This window comes from Saccharothrix coeruleofusca (assembly GCF_017876325.1).
GTDB lineage: Bacteria > Actinomycetota > Actinomycetes > Mycobacteriales > Pseudonocardiaceae > Actinosynnema > Actinosynnema coeruleofuscum.
In genome coordinates this window covers 1,489,015-1,508,460 of the sequence record NZ_JAGINV010000001.1, presented here as the reverse complement: position 1 = coordinate 1,508,460, position 19,446 = coordinate 1,489,015, and the positions used below count along the sequence as shown (strand labels likewise).

Sequence of the window (19,446 nt, the reverse complement as noted above, 5' to 3'; positions counted from 1 at the left end):
GCATCCTGGCGTCGTGAGCAAGAACCTGCGCTACGGCTGGACCACCGGGGCCTGCGCCACGGCGGCGACCACGGCCGCCTACACCGCGCTGCTCACCGGCGAGTTCCCCGACCCGGTGCGCGTCGAGCTGCCCAAGGGGCGCACGCCGGAGTTCGCCCTGGCGCGCGAGGAGCTGCGCGGAGGCCAGGCGACGGCGGCGGTGGTCAAGGACGCGGGCGACGACCCGGACGTCACGCACGGCGCGCTGGTCAGCGTGACCGTCCGGCACGGCGAACCCGGCACGGGCGTGGTGTTCCGGGCCGGGCCGGGCGTGGGCACGGTGACCAAGCCGGGCCTGCCGCTGCCGGTGGGCGAGCCCGCGATCAACCCGGTGCCCCGGCGGATGATGCGCGAGCACGTGGCGCGGGTGGCCGCGGCGCACGGCGGCACCGGGGACGTGGTGGTCGAGGTGTCCGTGGAGCACGGCGAGGAGCTGGCCAAGCGGACCTGGAACCCCCGGCTGGGCATCCTGGGCGGGCTGTCCATCCTGGGCACCACCGGGGTGGTGGTGCCGTACTCGTGCTCGGCGTGGATCGACAGCATCCGGCGCGGCATCGACGTGGCTCGCGCGGCGGGCTACCACCACGTGGCCGGGTGCACCGGCAGCACGTCGGAGAAAGTGGCGGCGCAGGTGCACGGCCTGCCCGAGGACGCGCTGCTGGACATGGGCGACTTCGCGGGCGCGGTGCTGAAGTACCTCAAGCGGCACCCGGTGGACCGGCTGACCATCGCGGGCGGCATCGGCAAGCTGTCCAAGCTCGCCGACGGCCACCTGGACCTGCACTCGGGGCGTTCCCAGGTCAACCACGACTACCTGGCCTCCCTGGTGCCGCCGGAGCTGGCCGAGGCGGTGCGCGGCGCCAACACCGCGCTGGGCGCGCTGCAGCTGTGCCAGGAGGCGGGCGTGCCCTTGGGCGACATGGTCGCCGCGGGCGCGAAGGCCACCGCCGAGGGCGTCCTCAGGGGCTCCCCCGTCGCCGTGGACGTCATCGTGATCGACCGCGCGGGCGGCATCGTCGGCCGCGCCTGACCGGGACGGGGTCACGTCCTGCACCTGGCCGCCGAGTACAGGTGGCTGTCGGGGAAGCCCTCGGCGGCCAGGACGCGGCCCACGACGATGACCGCCGTCCGCTTCACCCCGGCCGCGAGCACCTGCTCGGCGATGTCGGCCAGGGTGCCGCGCAGCACCAGCTCGTCCGCCCGGCTGGCTCGCGCCACCACGGCCACCGGGCAGTCCGCGCCGTAGTGGGGCACCAGCTCGGCGACCACCTCGGTGATCCGCTGCACGGCCAGGTGCAGCACCAGGGTGGCCCCGGTCCGCCCCAGCGACGCCAGGTCCTCCCCCGGCGGCATCGGCGTGGCGCGGGCGGAGGTGCGGGTCAGCACCACGGTCTGCCCCACGCCGGGCACGGTCAGCTCGCGCTTGAGCGAGGCCGCCGCGGCGGCGAACGCGGGCACGCCCGGCGTCACGTCGTAGGGGATGCCCAGCGCGTCCAGCCTGCGCATCTGCTCGGCCACGGCGCTGAACACCGACGGGTCGCCCGAGTGCAGCCGCGCCACGTCGTGGCCCGCCTCGTGCGCCGCCGCCAGCTCGGCCACGATCTCGTCCAGCGCCAGGTTGGCGGTGTCCACCTGGCGCGCGCCCGGCGGGCAGTGCGCCAGCACCTCGACGGGCACCAGCGCGCCCGCGTACAGGCACACCGGGGACGCCTCGATCAGCCGCACGGCCCGCACGGTCAGCAGGTCGGCCGCGCCGGGTCCGGCACCGATGAAGTGGACGGTCACTCGCTCTCCTTCGTCACGGCCCACGTGGTCACGGGCATGTGCGGTCGCCAGCCGGTGAACCCGCCGACCGGCGCGCCCCGGCTCACCGCGACGCGGGTCAGCTCCCCGCCCAGCTCGGCGTGCCAGCGCGCCACCACGGCCTCGGACTCCAGGGTGACCGCGTTGGCCACCAGCCGCCCGCCCGCGCCCAGTGCCGCCCAGCAGCGCTCCACCACGCCGGGCGCGGTCAGCCCGCCGCCGATGAAGACCGCGTCGGGCCGCTCGAAGTCGAGCACCTGCGGGCTCCGGCCGACGACCACGCGGATGCCCGGCACGCCCAGGGCCGAGGCGTTGCGGCCGATCCGCGCGGCGCGCTCCGGGTCGCGCTCGACGGCGATGGCGCGGCAGCTCGGGTGGGTGCGGCACCACTCGACGGCGATGCTCCCGGCTCCCGCGCCGACGTCCCACAGCACCTCACCGGGTCGGGGCGCGAGCAGCGCCATGGTGATCGCCCGCACCTCGCGCTTGGTCAGCTGCCCGTCGTGCTCGAACACCGCGTCGGGCAGTCCCGGCACGCGCGTCAGCCCACCCGGTCCGCACTCGACGGCCAGCACGTGCAGCGGGTCGGCGTCGGCCGGGTCGTGGTGCACCCGCTCGCGCGGCCCGCCCAGCTGCTCCAGCACGGTCAGCCGCGCGTCCGGGGCCAGCGCGGCCACCTCGGTGGGCGAGCCGCCCAGCACCAGCAGCCGCCGGTGCGGCTGGAGGTGCGGCAGCAGCAGCGACGCGGGCCTGCCGACCAGGCTGACCACGTCGACCTGGTCCAGCGCCCAGCCCAGCCGGGCGCAGGCCAGCGACACCGACGACGGGTGCGGCCACACCCGCACCCGGTCGGGGCCCAGCAGCCGCACCAGCGTGGAGCCGATGCCGTGGAACATGGGGTCTCCGCTGGCCAGCACGCAGACCCGGCGGTCCGCGTGCCGTCGCAGCAGGTCCGGCAGGGCGGGCAGCAGCGGCGACGGCCACGGCACCCGCTCGAACTCGCCCGGCACCAGGTCCAGCTGGCGGGCGCTGCCCATGAGGACGTCGGCGCGGGTGATCTCGTCGCGCGCGGCGGGCGCGAGCCCCTCCCAGCCGTCCGCGCCGATGCCGACGACGCGAACCACGTGCTCGGTCACACGTTGCCCAGGGTCCGGGTCACCGCGATCTCGATGACCACCCGCTCGGGGTTGGGTCGGGGCGTGCGGTACCGCTGGGCGTACCGGCGCTCCGCGTCGGCCACCGACTCCGCGTCCTGCCGCACCACCGCACGCCCCTCCAACGTCGACCAGCGGCGTCCGTCCACTTGGCACACCGCGACCAGCGCCCCGGCTTCCCCGGCGGCCAGCACCTGGCGCACCTTATGCGAGCCGCGCGAGGAGATCACCCGCGCTGTCGCCGACTCCACATCCAGCGTGACGCCGACCGGCACCACGTGCGGTGTCCCGTCGCGGCGGATCGTGGTCAGCGTGCACAGGTGGCGCTCGGCCCAGAAGGCCCGGAAGTCCTCGCCCTTGCTCGACAACATGGGTGCATCATGCGCCACCGCCTTGCTACCGTCGAACACGTGACGCGTCGATTTGGCCACCCCCAGCCGGCAGACCCGGCTGTCGGGGTGCGCTGACCGCGGTCCCCGGTGGCGGACCGGCTCGGGGGATTCCCAGCCGCCCACCACTTCCGAAGGGGAACCGACCGTGCCGCGAGACCTCAGCGACCCCGCCCAGGGGCCGCACGCGATGCAGCTGCTGCTGGACGAGATCCTGACCGCCCTGCCCGTCGAGCCGCGCGTGCTCCGGGCCGATCCGGAGGTCGGCGTCGAGGACAACTACACCAACCTGGGCTATCCGCCGGACGCGGTGACCCGCGACGCCCGGTACACCCGCTACACCGGTCCCGGCCGGGTGCTGCGCAGCCACACCAGCGCGATGGCGCCGCCCGCGCTGCGGGCGCTGGCCGCCGAACCCGGCTGGGACGACGTGCTGCTGGCGTGCGTCGGCGTGGTCTACCGCCGTGACGCGGTGGACCGGGTGCACACCGGCACGCCGCACCAGCTCGACCTGTGGCGGATCTCCCGTCACCGGGCCGACCTGGACGAGCTGGTCGAGGCCGTGGTCGGCGTCCTCCCCGGCGCCCGGCACCGCGCGGTCCCGGCCCGCCACCCCTACACCGAGCGGGGCCGCCAGGTCGACGTGCTGGTGGACGGGCAGTGGCTGGAGGTGGCCGAGTGCGGCCTGGTGGCCCGGCACGTGCTGCGGCGCGCCGGTTTGGCCGACGACGTGCGCGGCCTGGCGCTGGGCGCGGGGCTGGACCGGCTGCTGATGCTGCGCAAGGGCGTCCCGGACATCCGGCTGCTGCGCTCGGAGGAGCCGAGGGTGGCCGCGCAGATGCTGGACCTGGCGCCCTACCGGCCGGTGTCGAGGCATCCGCCGATCACCCGCGACATCTCGGTGGCGGTGTCGGCGCAGGCGGACGCGGAGACCATCGGCGACGTGCTGCGGGGCGTGCTGGGCGACCTGGTGGAGGAGGTCGAAGTGCTGGGCAGGACGCCGGTGGCCGACCTGCCACCCGCGGCCGTCGCCCGGCTGGGGGCGCGGCCGGGGCAGGTGAACGCGCTGCTGCGGCTGGTCCTGCGCCACCCGACCCGGACGTTGACCGACGAGGAGGCCAACGCCGCCCGTGACGCGGCCTATGCGGCGGTGCACGAGGGCGGCTGATCCCGGACGGGTTCGCGGGCGGCGGGCGGGCTCGAACGCCACCACGGGTAGTGGTCACCGGCCCGCTCGGCCACGTCGGGTGGTACTTGCCTGCGTGGTCAGGACCTGATCTCGTTGAGGTAGTTGTAGATGGTGTAGCGGGTGACGCCGAGGACCCCCGCCAGGTAGTCCACCGAGTCCCGGATGAGGAACAGGCCCGCCTCGTCGAGCACCCGCACCACCTGCGACTTGTGCGACTTCTTCATCAGCTCCACCGGCACCCCGACCGCGTCCACCGCGCGCTCCACCAGCAGCCGCTGGAGGGTGTCCACGTCGCCGGGGAACGCCTCCACCGCCGACACCGGGGGCCGCTCGGCCGCCTGCGCGTCGGGCCGGGGGTCGCTGTTGACGCACAGGCAGCCCACGGCCACGCCGCGCGAGTCGCGCAGGAACACCGTGGACGACCGGATCACCCGGCCGTCGGGGGCGTAGGTCTCGTACCCGGCGAGGTCCTGCGTGGTGCCGCGGCGCACCAGGCCCAGCAGCAGGTCGGTCATCGGGCCGCCGACGCCGCGGCCGGTCAGGTCGCCCGCGATGGCCACGATGGAGTTGGGCAGCTTGGCCAGGTCGTGCAGCACCACCTCGGTGCCCGGTCCGAGCGCGTCGGCGAGGCTGTTCACGGTGGGGACGAGCGCGGCGAGCACGTCGCTCGCGGGCGGGGCCGGGGCGGGTCGGCGCAGGCCGCGCAGCGCCTCGGCGAACCGGGCCACCGTGGCGTCGGTGGTCGAGGCGTGCGGGGTGAGCCGGACGTGCTCGGGCCGCACCGTGGCGGTGACGCCCGCCTCCACCAGCGCCGCGCCCACCACCGACGCCGGGTGCTCGGGCAGGGTGAACGCCAGGATGCCCGCGCGCCGGTCGGTGGCCGAGACGACCTCGCCGCCCGCCGAGCGGACGACCTCGGTCAGCTCGTCGAGCCGCTGGGCGATCCGCTGCCCGATCGCGGGCACGCCGCCCAGCTCCACCAGCTCCAGGGCGGTGGCCAGCGCGCCCGCCGCGATCGGGCTGAGGTTGGTGATCGACCACGCCGCCGCGCCCTCGGCCACCGGGTGCACGTCGTCGTCGAACAGGCCCGCGTCCAGCGCGCCGGTCCACCCCGACAGCACCGGGTCCAGCCGCTCCAGCGCCCGGTCCGACAGCGCCATGAACCCGGTGGACCAGCCCGCGCGCAGCCACTTCTGGCCGCCGACCACGAGCACGTCGGCGACCTCCCACGGCTCGTCCACCACGCCGAAGCCCTGGATGCCGTCCACCACCAGCAGCCGGTCGCCCACGACCTCGCGCAGCGCGGCGAGGTCGGCGCGGTAGCCGGTGCGGAAGTCCACCGCGCTCACCGAGACCGCGGTGGTCCCCCTGGTCAGCGCGGCGCGCACCGCCTCCGGGGTGACCGGGCCGGGCGGCAGCCAGTTCACCCCGGCCCGGCCCGCGCGCACCCACGGGTAGGTGTTGGCGGGGAACTCCGCGCGCGAGACGACGACCTCGCCGGTGATCCCCAGCGCGGCCTGGAACAGGCCGGTGCTGGTGTTGGGCAGCAGCACCACGTGGTCGGTGTCGCCGCCGCACAGCCGCGCGGCGGCGGCCCTGGCGCGCAGCTCCTGCCGCATCAGGTCGTCCACTGTGGACGGCCCTGCGGCGGCGGACAGCTCCAGCAGCCGGGTGGAGGTGTCCACCACGGCGTGGGAGGGCGGCCCGAACCGGCCGAAGTCCAGGTAGCCCTCCGGCTCGTGGAACCCGACGAGGTAGGACGAGGGGATGCGCATGACCACCTAGAGCACCTTCGAGAGGAACTGCCGCGTGCGTTGTTCGCGCGGATTCTCCAGCACCCGCGCGGGCGGGCCGGACTCGACCACCGCGCCGTCGACGAGGAACACCACCTCGTCGGCGACCTGCCTGGCGAAGCCGATCTCGTGGGTGACCACGATCATGGTCATGCCCTCGCGGGCCAGGTCGACCATCACCTCCAGCACCTCCCCCACCAGCTCCGGGTCCAGCGCGGAGGTCGGCTCGTCGAACAGCATCAGCTTGGGCCGCATGGCCAGCGCGCGGGCGATGGCCACGCGCTGCTGCTGGCCGCCGGAGAGCTGGTGCGGGTAGGCGTCCGCCTTCTCGGCCAGGCCGACCCGCTCCAGCAGCGCCCGCGCCCGCCCGGCCGCCTCCCGCTTGGGCTCGCCCAGCACCCGCACCGGCCCCTCGACCACGTTCTCCAGCGCCGTGCGGTGCGGGAACAGGTTGAACCGCTGGAACACCATGCCGATGCCGCGGCGCTGCCTGGCCACGTCCCGCTCGCGCAGTTCGTGCAGCTTGCCGCCGCGCTCGACGAACCCGACCGGCTGGCCGTCCACCCAGATCCGGCCCTCGTCGATGGTCTCCAGGTGGTTGACGCAGCGCAGGAAGGTGGACTTGCCCGCGCCGGAGGGCCCGAGCAGGCACACCACCTGACCCTGCGCCACCTCCAGGTCGACGCCGCGCAGCACCTCGGTGCCCCCGAAGCGCTTGCGCACGCCGACCGCGCGCACCAGGCTCATCGCGCCACCCCCTTGCCGTAAGCGCGTTCCAGGAAGTGCTGGCCGACGCTGGCCACGCTGACCACGACCATGTACCACGCCGCGGCGGCCAGCAGCGTCTCCATGATCTGCAGGTTGCGCGAGGCGATGTTGTTGGCCGCGTGGACCAGCTCCAGGAAGCCGATCACCGAGGCCATCGAGGTGCCCTTGAGCATGTTGATGAAGTTGTTGCCGGTCGGCGGGATGATCACCCGCATGGCCTGCGGCAGCACCACCCGGCGCAGCGTGGTCGCGGGCGTCATGCCGATCGCCTTGGCGGCCTCGACCTGGCCGTGGTCCACGCTGTTCAGGCCCGCGCGCACGATCTCGGCCATGTAGGCGCTCTCGTTGAGCCCCAGGCCCAGCAGGGCGGCGACGAACGCGGTGATCAGGACGTTGGTCTTCTCCTGGAACAGCAGCGGGATCGAGATGTTCTCGAACACCAGCGCCAGGTTGAACCACAGCAGGATCTGCAGCAGCACCGGCAGGCCGCGGAACAGCCACACGTAGCCCGCGGCGAACCACCGCGCGACCGGGTTGGCCGAGCGGCGCAGCAGCGCGATGCCCACGCCCAGCACGATCGCGCCGAGCTGGGCGACCACCGCGAGCACGACGGTGTTGAGCAGGCCGCGCAGCATGATGTCGTGGGTGAAGAAGCCCGGCACCGCCGCGTAGTCGATCTTCGCCCCGGCCAGCGCGTACCCGAGCGCGCCCAGCAGGGCCAGGATGACCGCGCCGCCGACCCAGCGGCCCCAGTGCCGCAGGGGGACCACCGCGAGTTCGTCACCGGCCATTGAGGGTCACCTTCGCGACCGCGCCCTGGGAGACGCCCCACGCGTCGAGGATCTTGCCGTAGGTGCCGTCGTCGACCAGGGCCTGCAGCGCCTGCTGGACGGCGGCGGCCAGCTCCGGGGTGTTCTTGTTGACGCCGATGCCGTACGGGCCGCCGTTGATCGGGGTGCCCGGCACGACCTCGAAGAACTCGCCGCCACCCGCGGTCTTGGCGACGTAGACGGCGGTGGGCAGGTCGTTGAGGATGGCCGCGACGCGCCCGGTGCGCAACTGGTTCTGGTTCTGCGTGTCGCTGTCGGTCGAGGTGACGGTGACCTCGCCCCTGCCCGCCTGGGCGCACTTGCCGCTCTGCTCCTTGGCGAAGGCCTCCTGGCTGGTGCCCAGGTTCACCGCGACGGCCTTGCCGCACAGGTCGTCGGGCCCCTTGACGCCCGAGGGGTTGCCCTTCTGCACCATGATCGTGATGCCGGAGGTGAAGTAGTCGACGAAGTCGATCTGCCGCTGCCGCTCGGCGGTGTCGTTCATCGCGGCCATGGTCACGTCGATGCGGCCCGCCTGCAGGCTGGTGATCAGCGAGCTGAACGCCATGTCCTGGTGCTCGACGCGCAGGCCGAGCTTCGCGCCCACCGCCTTGATCAGGTCCACCTCGGAGCCGACGGGGGTCGTGCCGTCGGCGGCGTAGAAGTTGTTCGGCGGGTTCTGGATGTTCGAGCCGACCTTGAGGGTGCCCGCCTGCGCGACGGCGGCGGGCAGCCGCGCGGCCAGGGCGTCGTCCTTGGTCACGGCCTGCAGGATCTGGGCAGTGGCGGGCAGGTCGTCGGCCTGTCCCTGGTCGGGCGGGGAGTCGGTCTGCGCCCCGCACGCGACGAGCGCGCCCAGGACGAGGGCGGTGACTGCGGTCCGGCGGATGAGCACGGGCACCTCCTGGCGTCGGGTCGCCAGGAAGCTACAACTATTTGTTGAACACGTCCATAGTTTGTTGAAGGGAATGGTGGCGGTGTCCGTATCGTTGGAGGGGGTAACCGGGGGGTGACCCCCAGTCGAGTCATGAGGAGGACCTATGGCCACGGTCGAGCTGACCACGGAGAACTTCGACGAGGTGGTCGGCGGCTCCGACATGGTCCTGGTCGACTTCTGGGCGTCCTGGTGCGGCCCGTGCCGCCAGTTCGCCCCGGTCTACGACAAGGCGGCCGAGAAGCACACGGACATCGTCTTCGGCAAGGTCGACACCGAGGACCAGCAGCAGCTCGCGGCGGCGTTCCAGGTGCGGTCCATCCCCACGCTGATGATCGTCCGCGACGGCGTGGTGCTCTACGCCCAGCCCGGCGCGCTGCCCGAGTCGGCGCTGGAGGACCTGATCCAGCAGGCCCGCGAGGTCGACATGGACGAGGTGCGCAAGCAGGTCGCCGAGCAGCAGGCCGACCAGCAGGCCTGACCCCGGACGCCACGCGGGCGGGCACCCATCCGGGTGCCCGCCCGCGTGCTGTTCCGGGGGCTCGTGTTCCGGAAGCTCAGTCGTCCATGGCGCGGGTGTCGCGCGGCGGGGCCACCGGGTCGTCCCCGTTCGACTCCCCGGAGGCCATCCGCCTGCCGCGCTCCAGCTCGGCGTCCAGCTCCGCACCCAGCAGCAGCACCACGTTCGAGATCCACAGCCACACCAGGAAGATGATCACGCCCGCCAGCGAGCCGTAGGTCTTGTTGTAGGACGAGAAGTTGGCCACGTAGAGGCCGAACCCGAACGTCGCCAGCACCCAGAACAGCACGGCCAGCAGCCCGCCCGGCGTGATCCACAGGAAGCTGGGCTGCCGCACGTTGGGCGAGGCCCAGTACAGCAGCCCGATCGCCGCGCTGGCCAGCAGGAACAGCACCGGCCACTTGGCGATGTCCCACACCGTCACGAACTGCGGCCCCAACCCCACCAGGTTGCCCAGCCAGTCCGCCGCGCCGCCGGTCAACGTCACCCCCAGGGCCACCACGGCCAGCAGCACCACCACCGCCAGGGTCAGGCCCAGCCGCAGCGGGATCACCTTCCACCACGGCCTGCCCTCCTCGACGTCGTACATCGAGTTGGCCGCCCGCACGAACGCCCCGATGTAGCCCGAGGCCGACCACAGGGCGGTCACCAGGCCGACCACGGCCAGCACGCTGGAGGCGTCGGAGCCCTGCAGGTTCTGGATCGCCCCGATCAGGATGTCCTTGCCCCCACCCGGTCCCAGCGCCTGCAGGCTGTCCACCAGGGACTGCGTGGCCTGCGGGCCGAGCAGCCCCAGCAGCGAGGTCAGCAGCAGGATGCCGGGGAACAGCGACAGGACGGCGTAGTAGGTCAGCGCGGCGGCCCAGTCGGTGAGGTTGTCGTCCTGGAACTCCTTGACGGTCCTCTTGAGCACGGCCCACCAGGACCGCTTGGGCAGCTTCACGGGTGTGTCGGGTGCGTGCGGCATGTGCCCCGGTTTCCCCACTTCACGACCGGTACACCCGGTGGTTGACCAGTCCCCGCTCCGGGTAGTCGAGGTGGCACCAGGGAAGGAGAGGGCCATGAGCCATGCCGTCGGTGACCGCGACCCGTCCACAGCCCAGCTGGTCAGCCAGCTGTCCGAGCAGGTCAGCAGGTTGGCGCGGGAGGAGATCCGGCTCGCCGCCGCGGAGCTGCGCAGCAAGGGCAAGCGCGTGGGCGCTGGCGCGGGCCTGCTCGGCGGGGCGGGCGTGTTGGCCTGGTTCGGCGTGATGTCGCTGATCGCGGGGCTGGTGCTGGTGCTGGCCACGGTGCTGCCCGCCTGGCTGGCCGCGTTCGTGGTGGCGGCGGGCGTGTTCGCCCTCGCCGGGGTGCTGGCGCTGGTGGGCCGCTCGCAGGTCCGCAAGGGCACCCCGCCGATCCCCGAAGAGGCCATCGAAGGCGTGAAGCGGGACATCTCCGCTGTGAGCGAGAGGGCGCACCGATGAGCGGCAGGGACCTGCCCGACGACCCCGACGTGCTGCGGGCCGACATCGAGCTGACCCGGCAGGAGCTCGGCGACACCGTCGAGGCGCTGGTGCACAAGGTCGATGTACCCGCGAGGGTGAAGGAGAACGCCCACGAACGGGTGGAACAGGTGAAGCAGAGGGGACAGCAGGTGAAGGAGAAGGCCACCGCGGTGGCGGGCCAGGCCGCCGGGGCGCTGCCGCCGCCGGTCCGCCGCCACCCGGCGGCGCTGGTGGCGGGCCTGGTGGCGCTGCTGCTGGTGCTGTGGCAGCTGACCAGGGGGAGGCGGGCGTGAACAAGCTGCTCTACCGGCCCATCGGGATGCTGTTCAGCGTGCTGGGCGGGCTCGCCGCCAGCGCGGTGTTCCGGCAGGTGTGGAAGCTGATCACCGGCGACAAGGTGGCCCCCACCGCGACCCAGCGGGATCGCGGGTGGGGCGAGGTCCTGCTGGCGGCGACCGTCCAGGGCGCGATCTTCGGCCTGGTGAAGGCCGCGATCGACCGGGGCGGCGCCACCGGTTACGACAAGCTCACCGGCGAGTGGCCGGGCGACACCGACGACGTCGACTAGGTCGATCAGGAAGTCGGCTCCTCGCCCGGCTCCTCCGACTCGTGCCGCCGCCGCTCGTCCTCGTCGAGGAACTGCTCCACGTCCACGTCGAGGTCGGGCGGCTGCGGCGTGCCGGGGGCGTACGGCGGATCGGGGTTGATGCGGGGTTCGGCTGATTCGCTCATGCCGCCCTGATACCCCGGATGTCCGCGGCCCGAACGCGGGAATCGGGTGAGCCGCTTCAGAAGCGGGGCGGGCGCTTCTCCAGGAACGCCGCGACGCCTTCGGCGTACTCGGCGCTGTGCGCGGCCTCGTCGTAGAGCGCCCGAACGGCGTCGTCCTCCTCGGACTGGCCGCCCATGATCCGGGCGACGATCCGCTTCGCGCCCCGCACGCTCACCTGCGCCCGCGAGGCGATGGTGGACGCCAGCTCGGCGACCCGCGCCTCCAGCTGCCCCGCGGCGACGACCTCGTTCACCAGCCCGATGCGCAGCGCGGTGGCGGCGTCGACGAGCTCCCCGCTGAACAGGATCTGCTTGGCCCAGGCCGGTCCGACCACGTCCACCAGCTGCTTGGTGGAGGTCAGGCTGTAGACGATGCCCAGCTTGGCTGGGGTGATGCCGAACCGGGCGTTGTCGGCGGCCACCCTCAGGTCGCAGGCCAGCGCGATCTCGCAGCCGCCGCCGACGCAGAACCCGGCGACCGCCGCGATCGTGGGCTTGCCCAGCTCGACGATGGCGCGTTCGCCGTTGTGCACCGCCTCGCCGTAGCGGGCCGCCCCCTCCGCGCCGCGGCGCAGCGTGGCGAACTCGCTGATGTCCGCGCCCGCGGAGAAGTGCTCGCCGCCCCGGACGACCAGCACGCGCACCGCGTCGTCGTCCTGGACGCGCTTGAGCAGGCCGGGCAGGGCGGACCACATCTCGAAGCTCAGCGCGTTGCGCTTGGCGGGGCGGTCGATGGTCAGCACGGCCACCGGTCCGGACAGGTCGAGCCTCAACGTCATTGCCGGAGGGTAATCCCGGTGGCGTCGCGCGGACGCCACCGGGCGCGTGGTCACCGGTAGGCGTTGCGCGTGTAGGTCAGGCTGAACTCGCCTCGGTTGGCGAAGTACACCGACGCCAGGTAGGCGGGGTCGGTGGCGAGCAGCCCGCGCGGCAGGTCGCTGCCGTCATTGGCGTCGTCCCAGCCCCACGCGGTGTTGGCGGCGTTGTCCTTGCCGTTGTCGCCGCGGAAGGTGCCCCACCCGGCGAAGGTCGCCGGGTCGGACCGCCGCGCCCACAGCCCGCCGGGGGCGAAGGTGTCCACCAGCCGGTAGGCCACCGACCGGTCGTTGCCGCCGGAGGGCACCTCGGCCGAGGTGCCGGGGTGGTACACGACGCCGTCACCGCCGGGGAATTCCGCGCCGTTCCACGCGTACAGCCCGTGCCCCTTGGCCTCCTGCCGGGTGGTCGGCCGCTGGTCCTGCAACCGCAGGGTGCCGTCGACGCTCTCCCGACCACCGGTGAAGGTGCTGCCCGCGGGCACGTAGGAGTAGAAGTCGCTGTGCGCCACCGTGATCACCCCCTCCAACCTGCCGTGGGTCGAGCCGTCCTTGCGGACGACCGCGAGCACGCCCTCCATGTCGTTCTCGTGGGTGTGCAGCTCGAACGGGTCCGGCGAGTCCTCCCAGTCGCGCGGGTGGTAGAAGCTGTAGACGACGAACCAGTGCGTCGAGGTCTCGACCACCGAGTAGTACGCCGCGCCGGTGAGCCGGGACGGCGAGTCGTCCTGCGCCTCCCAGTTGTTGGCGGTGTCCCAGTCGCCGTCGAAGTCCACTGTGGACAAGTAGTCGGCGTCGTAGTCGGAGGAGTCGGTGTCCTGGTAGTGGATCGGCGCCCAGCGCAGCGCCAGCTCGGCGTCGGAGACCGCGTGCGCGGGGTGGACGAGGGCAGCGGAGAGCGCGACGGCCGCGGACAGGGCGGCGACCGCTGTGCGTGCAGGGATCATGCTCCACCTCTCGGGATCGGGGGTGCCCGCCGTGGAGCGAACGGGCCGCCCGGAACCCTGGGGTGAACCACCGGCCAACACAAGGGGCGGTTCAGGTGATCTTTCCCCGCCGCGTCAGGCAGCGGGGAACATGCGCGCCATGCCGGGCGGCGGGGCGAACGGCCGCCAGCGGCCGTGCCGCTGGGCCAGCCGGTCGGCGATCACCCACAGCACGGTGGCGTTGTAGCCGTAACCGAGGTGGCTCGACGCCACGGCCACGTTCTCGCGCGGCGGCGCGGGTTCCTCGACGCAGGTCCGCCACGCCACGATGCCGTCGGAGCGGGAGTACACCGACGTGGCGGCCACCGGGAACGGCGGTCGGGTGTGCTCGGGCGGCGGCAGGCCCGCGCCCGCCACGTAGAACCGGGCCAGCAGCTGGTAGACCGGGTTGACGCGGGTCTGCCGCAGGTCGCGCATGGCGTACGGGCTGCCCAGCGTGATCACCTGCCGCACCAGGTCGGGGTACTGGCGGGCCAGCTCGCGGGCGAAGACCCCGCCCAGGCTCCACCCGACCAGGCTGACCTTCCCCTCGCGCGCCAGGGACAGCAGCAGCAGCCTCAGCCCCTCGACGACCCGGACGGAGGGACCGATGTTGCGCCCCAGTCCCCAGCCGTGCACGTCGTAGCCCAAGCCCGCGAGGAACCCGCGCAGCACGGCGGTGGCGCTGTCGGTGGTGCCCAGGCCGGGCAGCACCAGCACGGTGTGACCGTCACCGCTGGGCGCGGCGCGCAGCAGCCGCCGGGCGGCGGTGTACTGACCGATGTCCACCACGGCGCGGGTCGGCTCGGTGAGGTACCACAGGAGTCCGGGCGGCGGCACCGCGTCCGGCTCCGCTCGGGTGCACGGCTGCTCCGACATGGCCACCCCCCGACTCGCCGTCGAGCCACCGGCCTCCATGGTGTTCGCCGCCCGGCGACCGCGCCAGCACCGGCGCGTCTCGATCGCGCACCACTTCGGGGCAGGCCGACGCCGTGGCGCGGTCCCGTCGGACCGCGCCACGGCGAGCGGTCAGCTCAGGCCCGCGCGCCGCAGCGCCTCGGCCATCGCGCCGTTGACCGGCGGCCGCTCCTGGCGCTGCGGGCGCTGCTGCTGGCGCGGCTTGCCGTTGCCGCCGCCACCGCCGCGCTGCTGCTCCTTGGGCTTGCGGCCCGGCTCGTCCTGCAACCGCAGGGTCAGGCCGATCCGCTTGCGCGGGATGTCGACCTCCAGCACCTTCACCCGCACCACGTCGCCGGACTTGACCACGTCGCGCGGGTCCTTGACGTAGGTGTTGGACAGCGCGGAGATGTGCACCAGGCCGTCCTGGTGCACGCCGATGTCGACGAACGCGCCGAACGCGGCCACGTTGGTGACCACGCCCTCCAGCACCATGCCGGGCTTGAGGTCGGCGATCTTCTCCACGCCGTCGGCGAAGGTGGCGGTCTTGAACGCCGGTCGCGGGTCGCGGCCGGGCTTCTCCAGCTCGCGCAGGATGTCGGTGACCGTCGGCAGGCCGAAGGTGTCGTCGACGAACTCCTCCGGCCGCAGCTTCTTGAGCACCGCGGTGTTGCCGATCAGCGGCTGGTCGCCCGCGCGCTGCTGGATGCGCCGCACCACCGGGTAGGCCTCGGGGTGCACGGCGGAGGCGTCCAGCGGGTCGTCGCCGTTGGGGATGCGCAGGAAGCCCGCGCACTGCTCGAACGCCTTGGGGCCCAGGCGCGGCACGTCCTTGAGCGCCTTGCGGCTGCGGAACGGGCCGTGGGTGTCGCGGTGCTGCACGATGTTCTCCGCCAGCCCCGCGGTGATGCCCGAGACGCGGGTCAGCAGCGGCGCGGAGGCGGTGTTGAGGTCCACGCCCACGGCGTTGACGCAGTCCTCGACCACCGCGTCCAGCGAGCGGGAGAGCTTGGACTCGGACAGGTCGTGCTGGTACTGGCCGACCCCGATGGACTTGGGGTCGATCTTGACCAGCTCGGCCAGCGGGTCCTGCAGGCGGCGGGCGATGGACACCGCGCCGCGCAGCGACACGTCCAGGCCGGGCAGCTCGGCGGAGGCGAACGCGGAGGCCGAGTACACCGACGCGCCCGCCTCGGACACCACGACCTTGGTCAGCTTGAGCTCGGGGTGGCGCTTGAGCAGGTCGCCCGCGAGCTTGTCGGTCTCCCGCGAGGCGGTGCCGTTGCCGATGGCGATCAGCTCGACGGAGTGCCGCTTCGCCAGCGCCGCGAGCTTGGCGATCGACTCGTCCCACCGGTTGGCGGGCACGTGCGGGTAGATCGTGTCGGTGTCCACGACCTTGCCGGTCGCGTCGACCACGGCCACCTTGACGCCGGTGCGGAAGCCGGGGTCCAGGCCCATCGTGGCGCGGGTGCCCGCGGGCGCGGCCAGCAGCAGGTCGCGCAGGTTGGAGGCGAACACCCGCACGGCCTCGTCCTCGGCGAACTGGCGCAGCCTGCCGCGCAGGTCGATGCCGAGGTGGACCAGGATGCGGGTGCGCCACGCCCAGCGCACGGTGTCGGTGAGCCACTTGTCGGCCGGGCGGCCCCGGTCGTCGATGCCGAACTTGGCGGCGATGGCCACCTCGTAGCCGCTGGGCCCGGTCTCGGGGGCCTGCTCCGGCTCCAGCGCGAGGTCGAGCACCTCCTCCTTCTCCCCGCGGAACAGCGCCAGGATGCGGTGGGAGGGCAGCTTGGTGAACGGCTCGGAGAAGTCGAAGTAGTCGGCGAACTTGGCGCCGTCGGCCTCCTTGCCCTCGCGGACCTTGGAGGTCATCCGGCCCTGCGCCCACATCCGCTCGCGCAGCTCGCCGATCAGGTCGCCGTCCTCGCCGAAGCGCTCGACCAGGATCGCCCGCGCGCCCTGCAGCGCGGCGGCGGGGTCGGCGACCTCGGCGGTGAGGAACTGCCGCGCGAACTCCTGCGGGTTGCGGGTCGGGTCGGCGAGCAGGCCGTCGGCCAGCGGCTCCAGGCCCTGCTCGCGGGCGATCTGCGCCTTGGTGCGCCGCTTGGGCTTGTAGGGCAGGTACAGGTCCTCCAGCCGCGCCTTGGACTCGGCGGCGAGGATCTGCGCCTCCAGCGCGTCGTCCAGCTTGCCCTGCGAGCGGATCGAGTCCAGCACCGCGGCGCGGCGGTCCTCCAGCTCGCGCAGGTAGCCCAGCCGCTCCTCCAGCGAGCGCAGCTGGGCGTCGTCCAGCGCGCCCGTCGCCTCCTTGCGGTAGCGGGCGATGAACGGCACGGTCGCGCCGCCGTCGAGCAGCTCGACGGCGGCGGTCACCTGGCCCGCCCGCACGCCGAGCTCGTCGGCGATCCTCTGGTGAATGGCTGTCGTCACAGCCGGTCATTGTGCCCGGTGGCGCGCGGCCGGTGGTTGCCCGGCTCCGAACGGGGTACAGCACCGGCATGGAGGTCGTCGTCACCGGTGCCAGCGGCAACGTGGGCACGGCCCTGCGCCGGGTGCTCGGCGCGCGTTCGGGCACCCGCGTCGTCGGCATCGCCCGGCGGGTGCCCGCCAGCGGCCACTGGGTGCGCTGCGACCTCGGCGACCCGACCGCCGAAGATCTGCTGACCAGGACTTTCACCGGGGTGGACGCGGTGGTGCACTTGGCGTGGGCGATCCAGCCGGGCACCGACGAGCCCGCCATGCGGCGCACCAACATCGACGGCAGCGCCCGCGTGCTGCGCGCGGCCGAGCGCGCCGGGGTGCCGCACGTGGTGGTCGCCTCGTCGGTGGCCGCCTACTCCCCCGGACGCCGCTGGGAGCGGGTGGGCGAGGACTGGCCGTGCGGCGGGGTGACCGGCAGCGCGTACAGCGAGCAGAAGGCCGAGCTGGAGCGGATGCTCCAAGATCACCCGAACGTGGCACGGGTGCGGCCGTGCGCGGTGGTCCAGCCGGACGCGGCCGGGGAGGTGGAGCGGTGGACCATGAGCCCGCTGCTGCCCACCTCGCTGGCGGGCCGGTGGTGGCTGCCGGTGCCGCTGTGGTCCGGACTGCGGCTGCAGCTGGTGCACGCCCAGGACGTGGCGCGGGCGATCGCGCTGATCCTGCGCGAGCGGGCGGTGGGCGCGTTCAACGTGGCCTCGGAGCCGGTGCTCGACGCCGACGAACTGGCGCGGGCGTTCGGCGGGTTCCGGGTGCCGGTGCCGCTGCCGCTGGCGCACGCGGTGGCCTGGCCGACCTGGCGGGTGGGTCTGCAGCCGCTGCACCCCGGCTGGCTGCGCCTGGCCGACCGCGCCGCGCTGGTGGACACCGGGCGGCTGCGCGCGCTGGGATGGGCTCCCCGCCACGACGCCCGCGCGGCGCTGGAGGAGTTCGTCGAGGCGCTGGCGGCGGGGCGTGGCACGTGGGGACCGCTCGCGCCGGGTGGCGCGCGGCGGTGGCGCAGGCTGGGCTGGGGTCGCCCGGCCCGCCAGGACCAGGGAGGAGACCGGTGAGCGAGACCGTCGACGCGGTGGTGGTCGGGGCGGGGCCCAACGGGCTGGTGGCGGCGAACCTGCTCGCCGACGCCGGTTGGGACGTGGCGGTGCTGGAGGCCGCCGACCGGCCCGGTGGCGCGGTGCGCACCGAGGAGCTGACCGCGCCGGGGTTCCGCAACGACGTGTTCAGCGCGTTCTACCCGCTGGGCGCGGGCTCGCCGGTGCTGGCCGGGCTGGACCTGGAGCGGCACGGGCTGCGCTGGCGGCACGCGCCCGAGGTGCTGGCGCACGTGCTGCCCGACGACCGGGCGGTGCTGCTGTCGCGGGACGTGGACCGCACGGCGGCGTCGCTGGACTCCTTCGGCGCGGGCGACGGCGAGGTCTGGCAGGAGGAGTTCGCGCTGTGGCAGCGGATTCGCGACGACCTGCTGGACGCGCTGCTGCGGCCGTTCCCGCCGGTGCGGGCGGGCGCCCGGCTGCTGCGGGCGCTGGGCGCGGCGGACGCGCTGCGGTTCGCGCGGACGTTCGTGCAGTCGGTGCGGGCCTACGGTGACGACCGGTTCGCGGGCGAGGGCGCGCGGGTGCTGCTGGCGGGCAACGCGATGCACACCGACCTGGGGCCGGACCAGGCGGGCGGGACCGCGTTCGGCTGGCTGCTGACCATGCTGGGGCAGGACGTCGGCTACCCGGTGCCCGAGGGCGGCGCGGGCGTGCTGGCCGAGGCCCTGGTGCGGCGGCTGGGCGGGGTGGTGCAGTGCGGGCGGCCGGTGGCGCGGATCGTCGTGGCGGGCGGCCGGGCGCTGGGCGTGCGGGACGCGGCGGGCGGGTTCGTGCGGGCGCGCAAGGCCGTGCTCGCCGACGTGCCCGCGCCGTCGCTGTACCTGGACATGGTCGGGGAGGAGCACCTGCCCGCGCGGTTCCGGTCGGACCTGGCCAAGTTCGAGTGGGACGACGCGACGATCAAGGTGGACTGGGCGCTGTCGAAGCCGATCCCGTGGACCGCGCCGGAAGCGCGCGGCGCGGGGACCGTGCACGTGGGCGGGGACCTCAACGGGCTGGCCGCGTTCAACACCGAGATCGCCTGCGGGCGGCTGCCGCGCACGCCGTTCCTGATCATGGGGCAGATGACCACCGCCGACCCGACCCGCTCACCGGAGGGCACCGAGTCCGCGTGGGCCTACACCCACGTGCCCAGGGGCGAGACGTGGACCGCCGACCGGCTGCGCAGGCGTGCGGACCGGATGGAGCAGGTGATCGAGCAGCACGCGCCCGGCTTCCGGGCCTCGATCCTGGCCAGGGCCGTGCACGGGCCGCAGGAGCTGCAGGAGCGCAACCGCGCCCTGGTGGCGGGGTCGACCAACTCCGGCACCGCGGGCATCCACCAGCAGCTGGTCTTCCGGCCGGTGCCGGGGTTGGGCCGCCCGGACACCCCCGTCGACCGGCTCTACCTGGCGGGCGCCTCGGCCCACCCCGGCGGGGGCGTGCACGGCGCGCCGGGGGCCAACGCCGCGCGCGCCGCGCTGGCCCGCAACGGCCTGGCGGGCGAGGCGTACCGCCTCACCGTCCAGTCCCTGCACCGCGCCCTCTACCGCTGACCC

General features: G+C 73.8%; 21 protein-coding genes. 8 read left to right on the top strand and 13 right to left on the bottom strand.

The annotated features are described in order from the left end of the window. The first annotated feature begins 13 nt into the window (after window positions 1–13). Entirely contained in the window at window positions 14–1,069 is a 1,056-nt protein-coding gene (locus tag JOF41_RS07165; RefSeq protein ID WP_189225867.1) for a cobalt-precorrin-5B (C(1))-methyltransferase, read from the top strand. 11 nt (window positions 1,070–1,080) lie between these two features. Here JOF41_RS07165 and cobM read toward each other — a convergent pair whose 3' ends face one another. The 3 genes from cobM to JOF41_RS07150 are packed head-to-tail and all read right to left on the bottom strand — an operon-like array spanning window position 1,081 to window position 3,367. Next, the gene (cobM, locus tag JOF41_RS07160; protein WP_189225866.1) at window positions 1,081–1,824 is read right to left on the bottom strand and encodes a precorrin-4 C(11)-methyltransferase; all 744 of its coding nucleotides are present in this window, start codon (window positions 1,822–1,824) and stop codon (window positions 1,081–1,083) included. Continuing rightward, a complete protein-coding gene (gene cbiE / locus JOF41_RS07155; protein ID WP_307867285.1) occupies window positions 1,821–2,978 on the bottom strand; it encodes a precorrin-6y C5,15-methyltransferase (decarboxylating) subunit CbiE in 1,158 nt (385 codons plus the stop codon). Before cbiE ends, cobM begins: the two co-directional genes overlap by 4 nt. Next, window positions 2,975–3,367, bottom strand: a complete 393-nt coding sequence (locus JOF41_RS07150; protein ID WP_189225865.1) for a pyridoxamine 5'-phosphate oxidase family protein — start codon at window positions 3,365–3,367, stop codon at window positions 2,975–2,977. The genes cbiE and JOF41_RS07150 overlap by 4 nt, the downstream gene beginning before the upstream one ends. 166 nt (window positions 3,368–3,533) lie before the next feature. On the opposite strand from JOF41_RS07150, the gene srmL reads away from it, so the two are divergent. Then, window positions 3,534–4,553 (top strand): PheS-related mystery ligase SrmL, encoded by a 1,020-nt coding sequence (srmL, locus tag JOF41_RS07145; protein ID WP_307867284.1) that lies wholly within the window; start codon window positions 3,534–3,536, stop codon window positions 4,551–4,553. Window positions 4,554–4,651: 98 nt separating this feature from the next. Here the strand turns inward: srmL and JOF41_RS07140 are convergent, their stop codons facing one another. The 4 genes from JOF41_RS07140 to JOF41_RS07125 are packed head-to-tail and all read right to left on the bottom strand — an operon-like array spanning window position 4,652 to window position 8,845. Then, a complete protein-coding gene (locus JOF41_RS07140; RefSeq protein WP_189225935.1) occupies window positions 4,652–6,349 on the bottom strand; it encodes an aminotransferase class V-fold PLP-dependent enzyme in 1,698 nt (565 codons plus the stop codon). A gap of 6 nt (window positions 6,350–6,355) precedes the next feature. Continuing rightward, window positions 6,356–7,114: an amino acid ABC transporter ATP-binding protein gene (locus tag JOF41_RS07135; protein WP_189225864.1), complete on the bottom strand. Its 759-nt coding sequence runs from the start codon at window positions 7,112–7,114 to the stop codon at window positions 6,356–6,358. Beyond that, complete coding sequence (locus tag JOF41_RS07130; RefSeq protein WP_189225863.1) at window positions 7,111–7,926, bottom strand: amino acid ABC transporter permease; 816 nt, start codon at window positions 7,924–7,926, stop codon at window positions 7,111–7,113. The genes JOF41_RS07135 and JOF41_RS07130 overlap by 4 nt, the downstream gene beginning before the upstream one ends. Next, window positions 7,916–8,845, bottom strand: coding sequence for an ABC transporter substrate-binding protein (locus JOF41_RS07125; protein ID WP_372448472.1), 930 nt, complete (start codon window positions 8,843–8,845; stop codon window positions 7,916–7,918). Before JOF41_RS07125 ends, JOF41_RS07130 begins: the two co-directional genes overlap by 11 nt. A 139-nt stretch (window positions 8,846–8,984) precedes the next feature. Here JOF41_RS07125 and trxA point away from each other — a divergent pair, with 139 nt between their 5' ends. Continuing rightward, entirely contained in the window at window positions 8,985–9,359 is a 375-nt protein-coding gene (gene trxA, locus JOF41_RS07120) for a thioredoxin (protein WP_189225861.1), read from the top strand. A 76-nt stretch (window positions 9,360–9,435) separates the two neighbouring features. Here the strand turns inward: trxA and JOF41_RS07115 are convergent, their stop codons facing one another. Then, window positions 9,436–10,365, bottom strand: coding sequence for a YihY/virulence factor BrkB family protein (locus JOF41_RS07115; RefSeq protein ID WP_209617247.1), 930 nt, complete (start codon window positions 10,363–10,365; stop codon window positions 9,436–9,438). Between the two features lie 94 nt (window positions 10,366–10,459). Here JOF41_RS07115 and JOF41_RS07110 point away from each other — a divergent pair, with 94 nt between their 5' ends. Genes JOF41_RS07110 through JOF41_RS07100 form a run of 3 tightly spaced genes read left to right on the top strand, consistent with a single transcriptional unit; the run spans window position 10,460 to window position 11,453 of the window. Then, complete coding sequence (locus tag JOF41_RS07110) at window positions 10,460–10,864, top strand: phage holin family protein (RefSeq protein ID WP_189225859.1); 405 nt, start codon at window positions 10,460–10,462, stop codon at window positions 10,862–10,864. Further along, window positions 10,861–11,178, top strand: a complete 318-nt coding sequence (locus JOF41_RS07105; protein WP_209617244.1) for a DUF3618 domain-containing protein — start codon at window positions 10,861–10,863, stop codon at window positions 11,176–11,178. The genes JOF41_RS07110 and JOF41_RS07105 overlap by 4 nt, the downstream gene beginning before the upstream one ends. After that, entirely contained in the window at window positions 11,175–11,453 is a 279-nt protein-coding gene (locus JOF41_RS07100) for a DUF4235 domain-containing protein (protein WP_229796075.1), read from the top strand. The genes JOF41_RS07105 and JOF41_RS07100 overlap by 4 nt, the downstream gene beginning before the upstream one ends. Window positions 11,454–11,458: 5 nt before the next feature. Here JOF41_RS07100 and JOF41_RS07095 read toward each other — a convergent pair whose 3' ends face one another. The 5 genes from JOF41_RS07095 to JOF41_RS07075 form a co-directional block, all read right to left on the bottom strand. Next, window positions 11,459–11,617 (bottom strand): hypothetical protein, encoded by a 159-nt coding sequence (locus JOF41_RS07095; RefSeq protein WP_209617242.1) that lies wholly within the window; start codon window positions 11,615–11,617, stop codon window positions 11,459–11,461. A gap of 56 nt (window positions 11,618–11,673) precedes the next feature. Further along, the gene (locus JOF41_RS07090; protein ID WP_209617239.1) at window positions 11,674–12,435 is read right to left on the bottom strand and encodes an enoyl-CoA hydratase-related protein; all 762 of its coding nucleotides are present in this window, start codon (window positions 12,433–12,435) and stop codon (window positions 11,674–11,676) included. Window positions 12,436–12,485: 50 nt separating this feature from the next. Continuing rightward, window positions 12,486–13,418, bottom strand: a complete 933-nt coding sequence (locus tag JOF41_RS07085) for a hypothetical protein (RefSeq protein ID WP_209617236.1) — start codon at window positions 13,416–13,418, stop codon at window positions 12,486–12,488. A 114-nt stretch (window positions 13,419–13,532) separates the two neighbouring features. Continuing rightward, window positions 13,533–14,315, bottom strand: a complete 783-nt coding sequence (locus JOF41_RS07080; protein ID WP_209617233.1) for a lipase family alpha/beta hydrolase — start codon at window positions 14,313–14,315, stop codon at window positions 13,533–13,535. 150 nt (window positions 14,316–14,465) lie between these two features. Beyond that, complete coding sequence (locus tag JOF41_RS07075; protein ID WP_209617230.1) at window positions 14,466–16,766, bottom strand: Tex family protein; 2,301 nt, start codon at window positions 16,764–16,766, stop codon at window positions 14,466–14,468. A gap of 68 nt (window positions 16,767–16,834) precedes the next feature. Here JOF41_RS07075 and JOF41_RS07070 point away from each other — a divergent pair, with 68 nt between their 5' ends. Next, window positions 16,835–17,866, top strand: coding sequence for an NAD-dependent epimerase/dehydratase family protein (locus JOF41_RS07070; RefSeq protein ID WP_209617227.1), 1,032 nt, complete (start codon window positions 16,835–16,837; stop codon window positions 17,864–17,866). After that, window positions 17,863–19,443 (top strand): phytoene desaturase family protein, encoded by a 1,581-nt coding sequence (locus tag JOF41_RS07065; protein WP_189225851.1) that lies wholly within the window; start codon window positions 17,863–17,865, stop codon window positions 19,441–19,443. Before JOF41_RS07070 ends, JOF41_RS07065 begins: the two co-directional genes overlap by 4 nt. Window positions 19,444–19,446: the final 3 nt, after the last annotated feature.

Coding starts and splice junctions, on each gene's coding strand:
- JOF41_RS07080 (WP_209617233.1), bottom strand. CDS start 14,315: ATGTCGGAGCAGCCGTGCACCCGAGCGGAGCCGGACGCGGTGCCGCCG.
- JOF41_RS07090 (WP_209617239.1), bottom strand. CDS start 12,435: ATGACGTTGAGGCTCGACCTGTCCGGACCGGTGGCCGTGCTGACCATC.
- JOF41_RS07105 (WP_209617244.1), top strand. CDS start 10,861: ATGAGCGGCAGGGACCTGCCCGACGACCCCGACGTGCTGCGGGCCGAC.
- JOF41_RS07110 (WP_189225859.1), top strand. CDS start 10,460: ATGAGCCATGCCGTCGGTGACCGCGACCCGTCCACAGCCCAGCTGGTC.
- JOF41_RS07085 (WP_209617236.1), bottom strand. CDS start 13,418: ATGATCCCTGCACGCACAGCGGTCGCCGCCCTGTCCGCGGCCGTCGCG.
- JOF41_RS07095 (WP_209617242.1), bottom strand. CDS start 11,617: ATGAGCGAATCAGCCGAACCCCGCATCAACCCCGATCCGCCGTACGCC.
- JOF41_RS07135 (WP_189225864.1), bottom strand. CDS start 7,114: ATGAGCCTGGTGCGCGCGGTCGGCGTGCGCAAGCGCTTCGGGGGCACC.
- JOF41_RS07130 (WP_189225863.1), bottom strand. CDS start 7,926: ATGGCCGGTGACGAACTCGCGGTGGTCCCCCTGCGGCACTGGGGCCGC.
- JOF41_RS07140 (WP_189225935.1), bottom strand. CDS start 6,349: ATGCGCATCCCCTCGTCCTACCTCGTCGGGTTCCACGAGCCGGAGGGC.
- trxA (WP_189225861.1), top strand. CDS start 8,985: ATGGCCACGGTCGAGCTGACCACGGAGAACTTCGACGAGGTGGTCGGC.
- JOF41_RS07115 (WP_209617247.1), bottom strand. CDS start 10,365: ATGCCGCACGCACCCGACACACCCGTGAAGCTGCCCAAGCGGTCCTGG.
- JOF41_RS07150 (WP_189225865.1), bottom strand. CDS start 3,367: ATGTTGTCGAGCAAGGGCGAGGACTTCCGGGCCTTCTGGGCCGAGCGC.
- JOF41_RS07070 (WP_209617227.1), top strand. CDS start 16,835: ATGGAGGTCGTCGTCACCGGTGCCAGCGGCAACGTGGGCACGGCCCTG.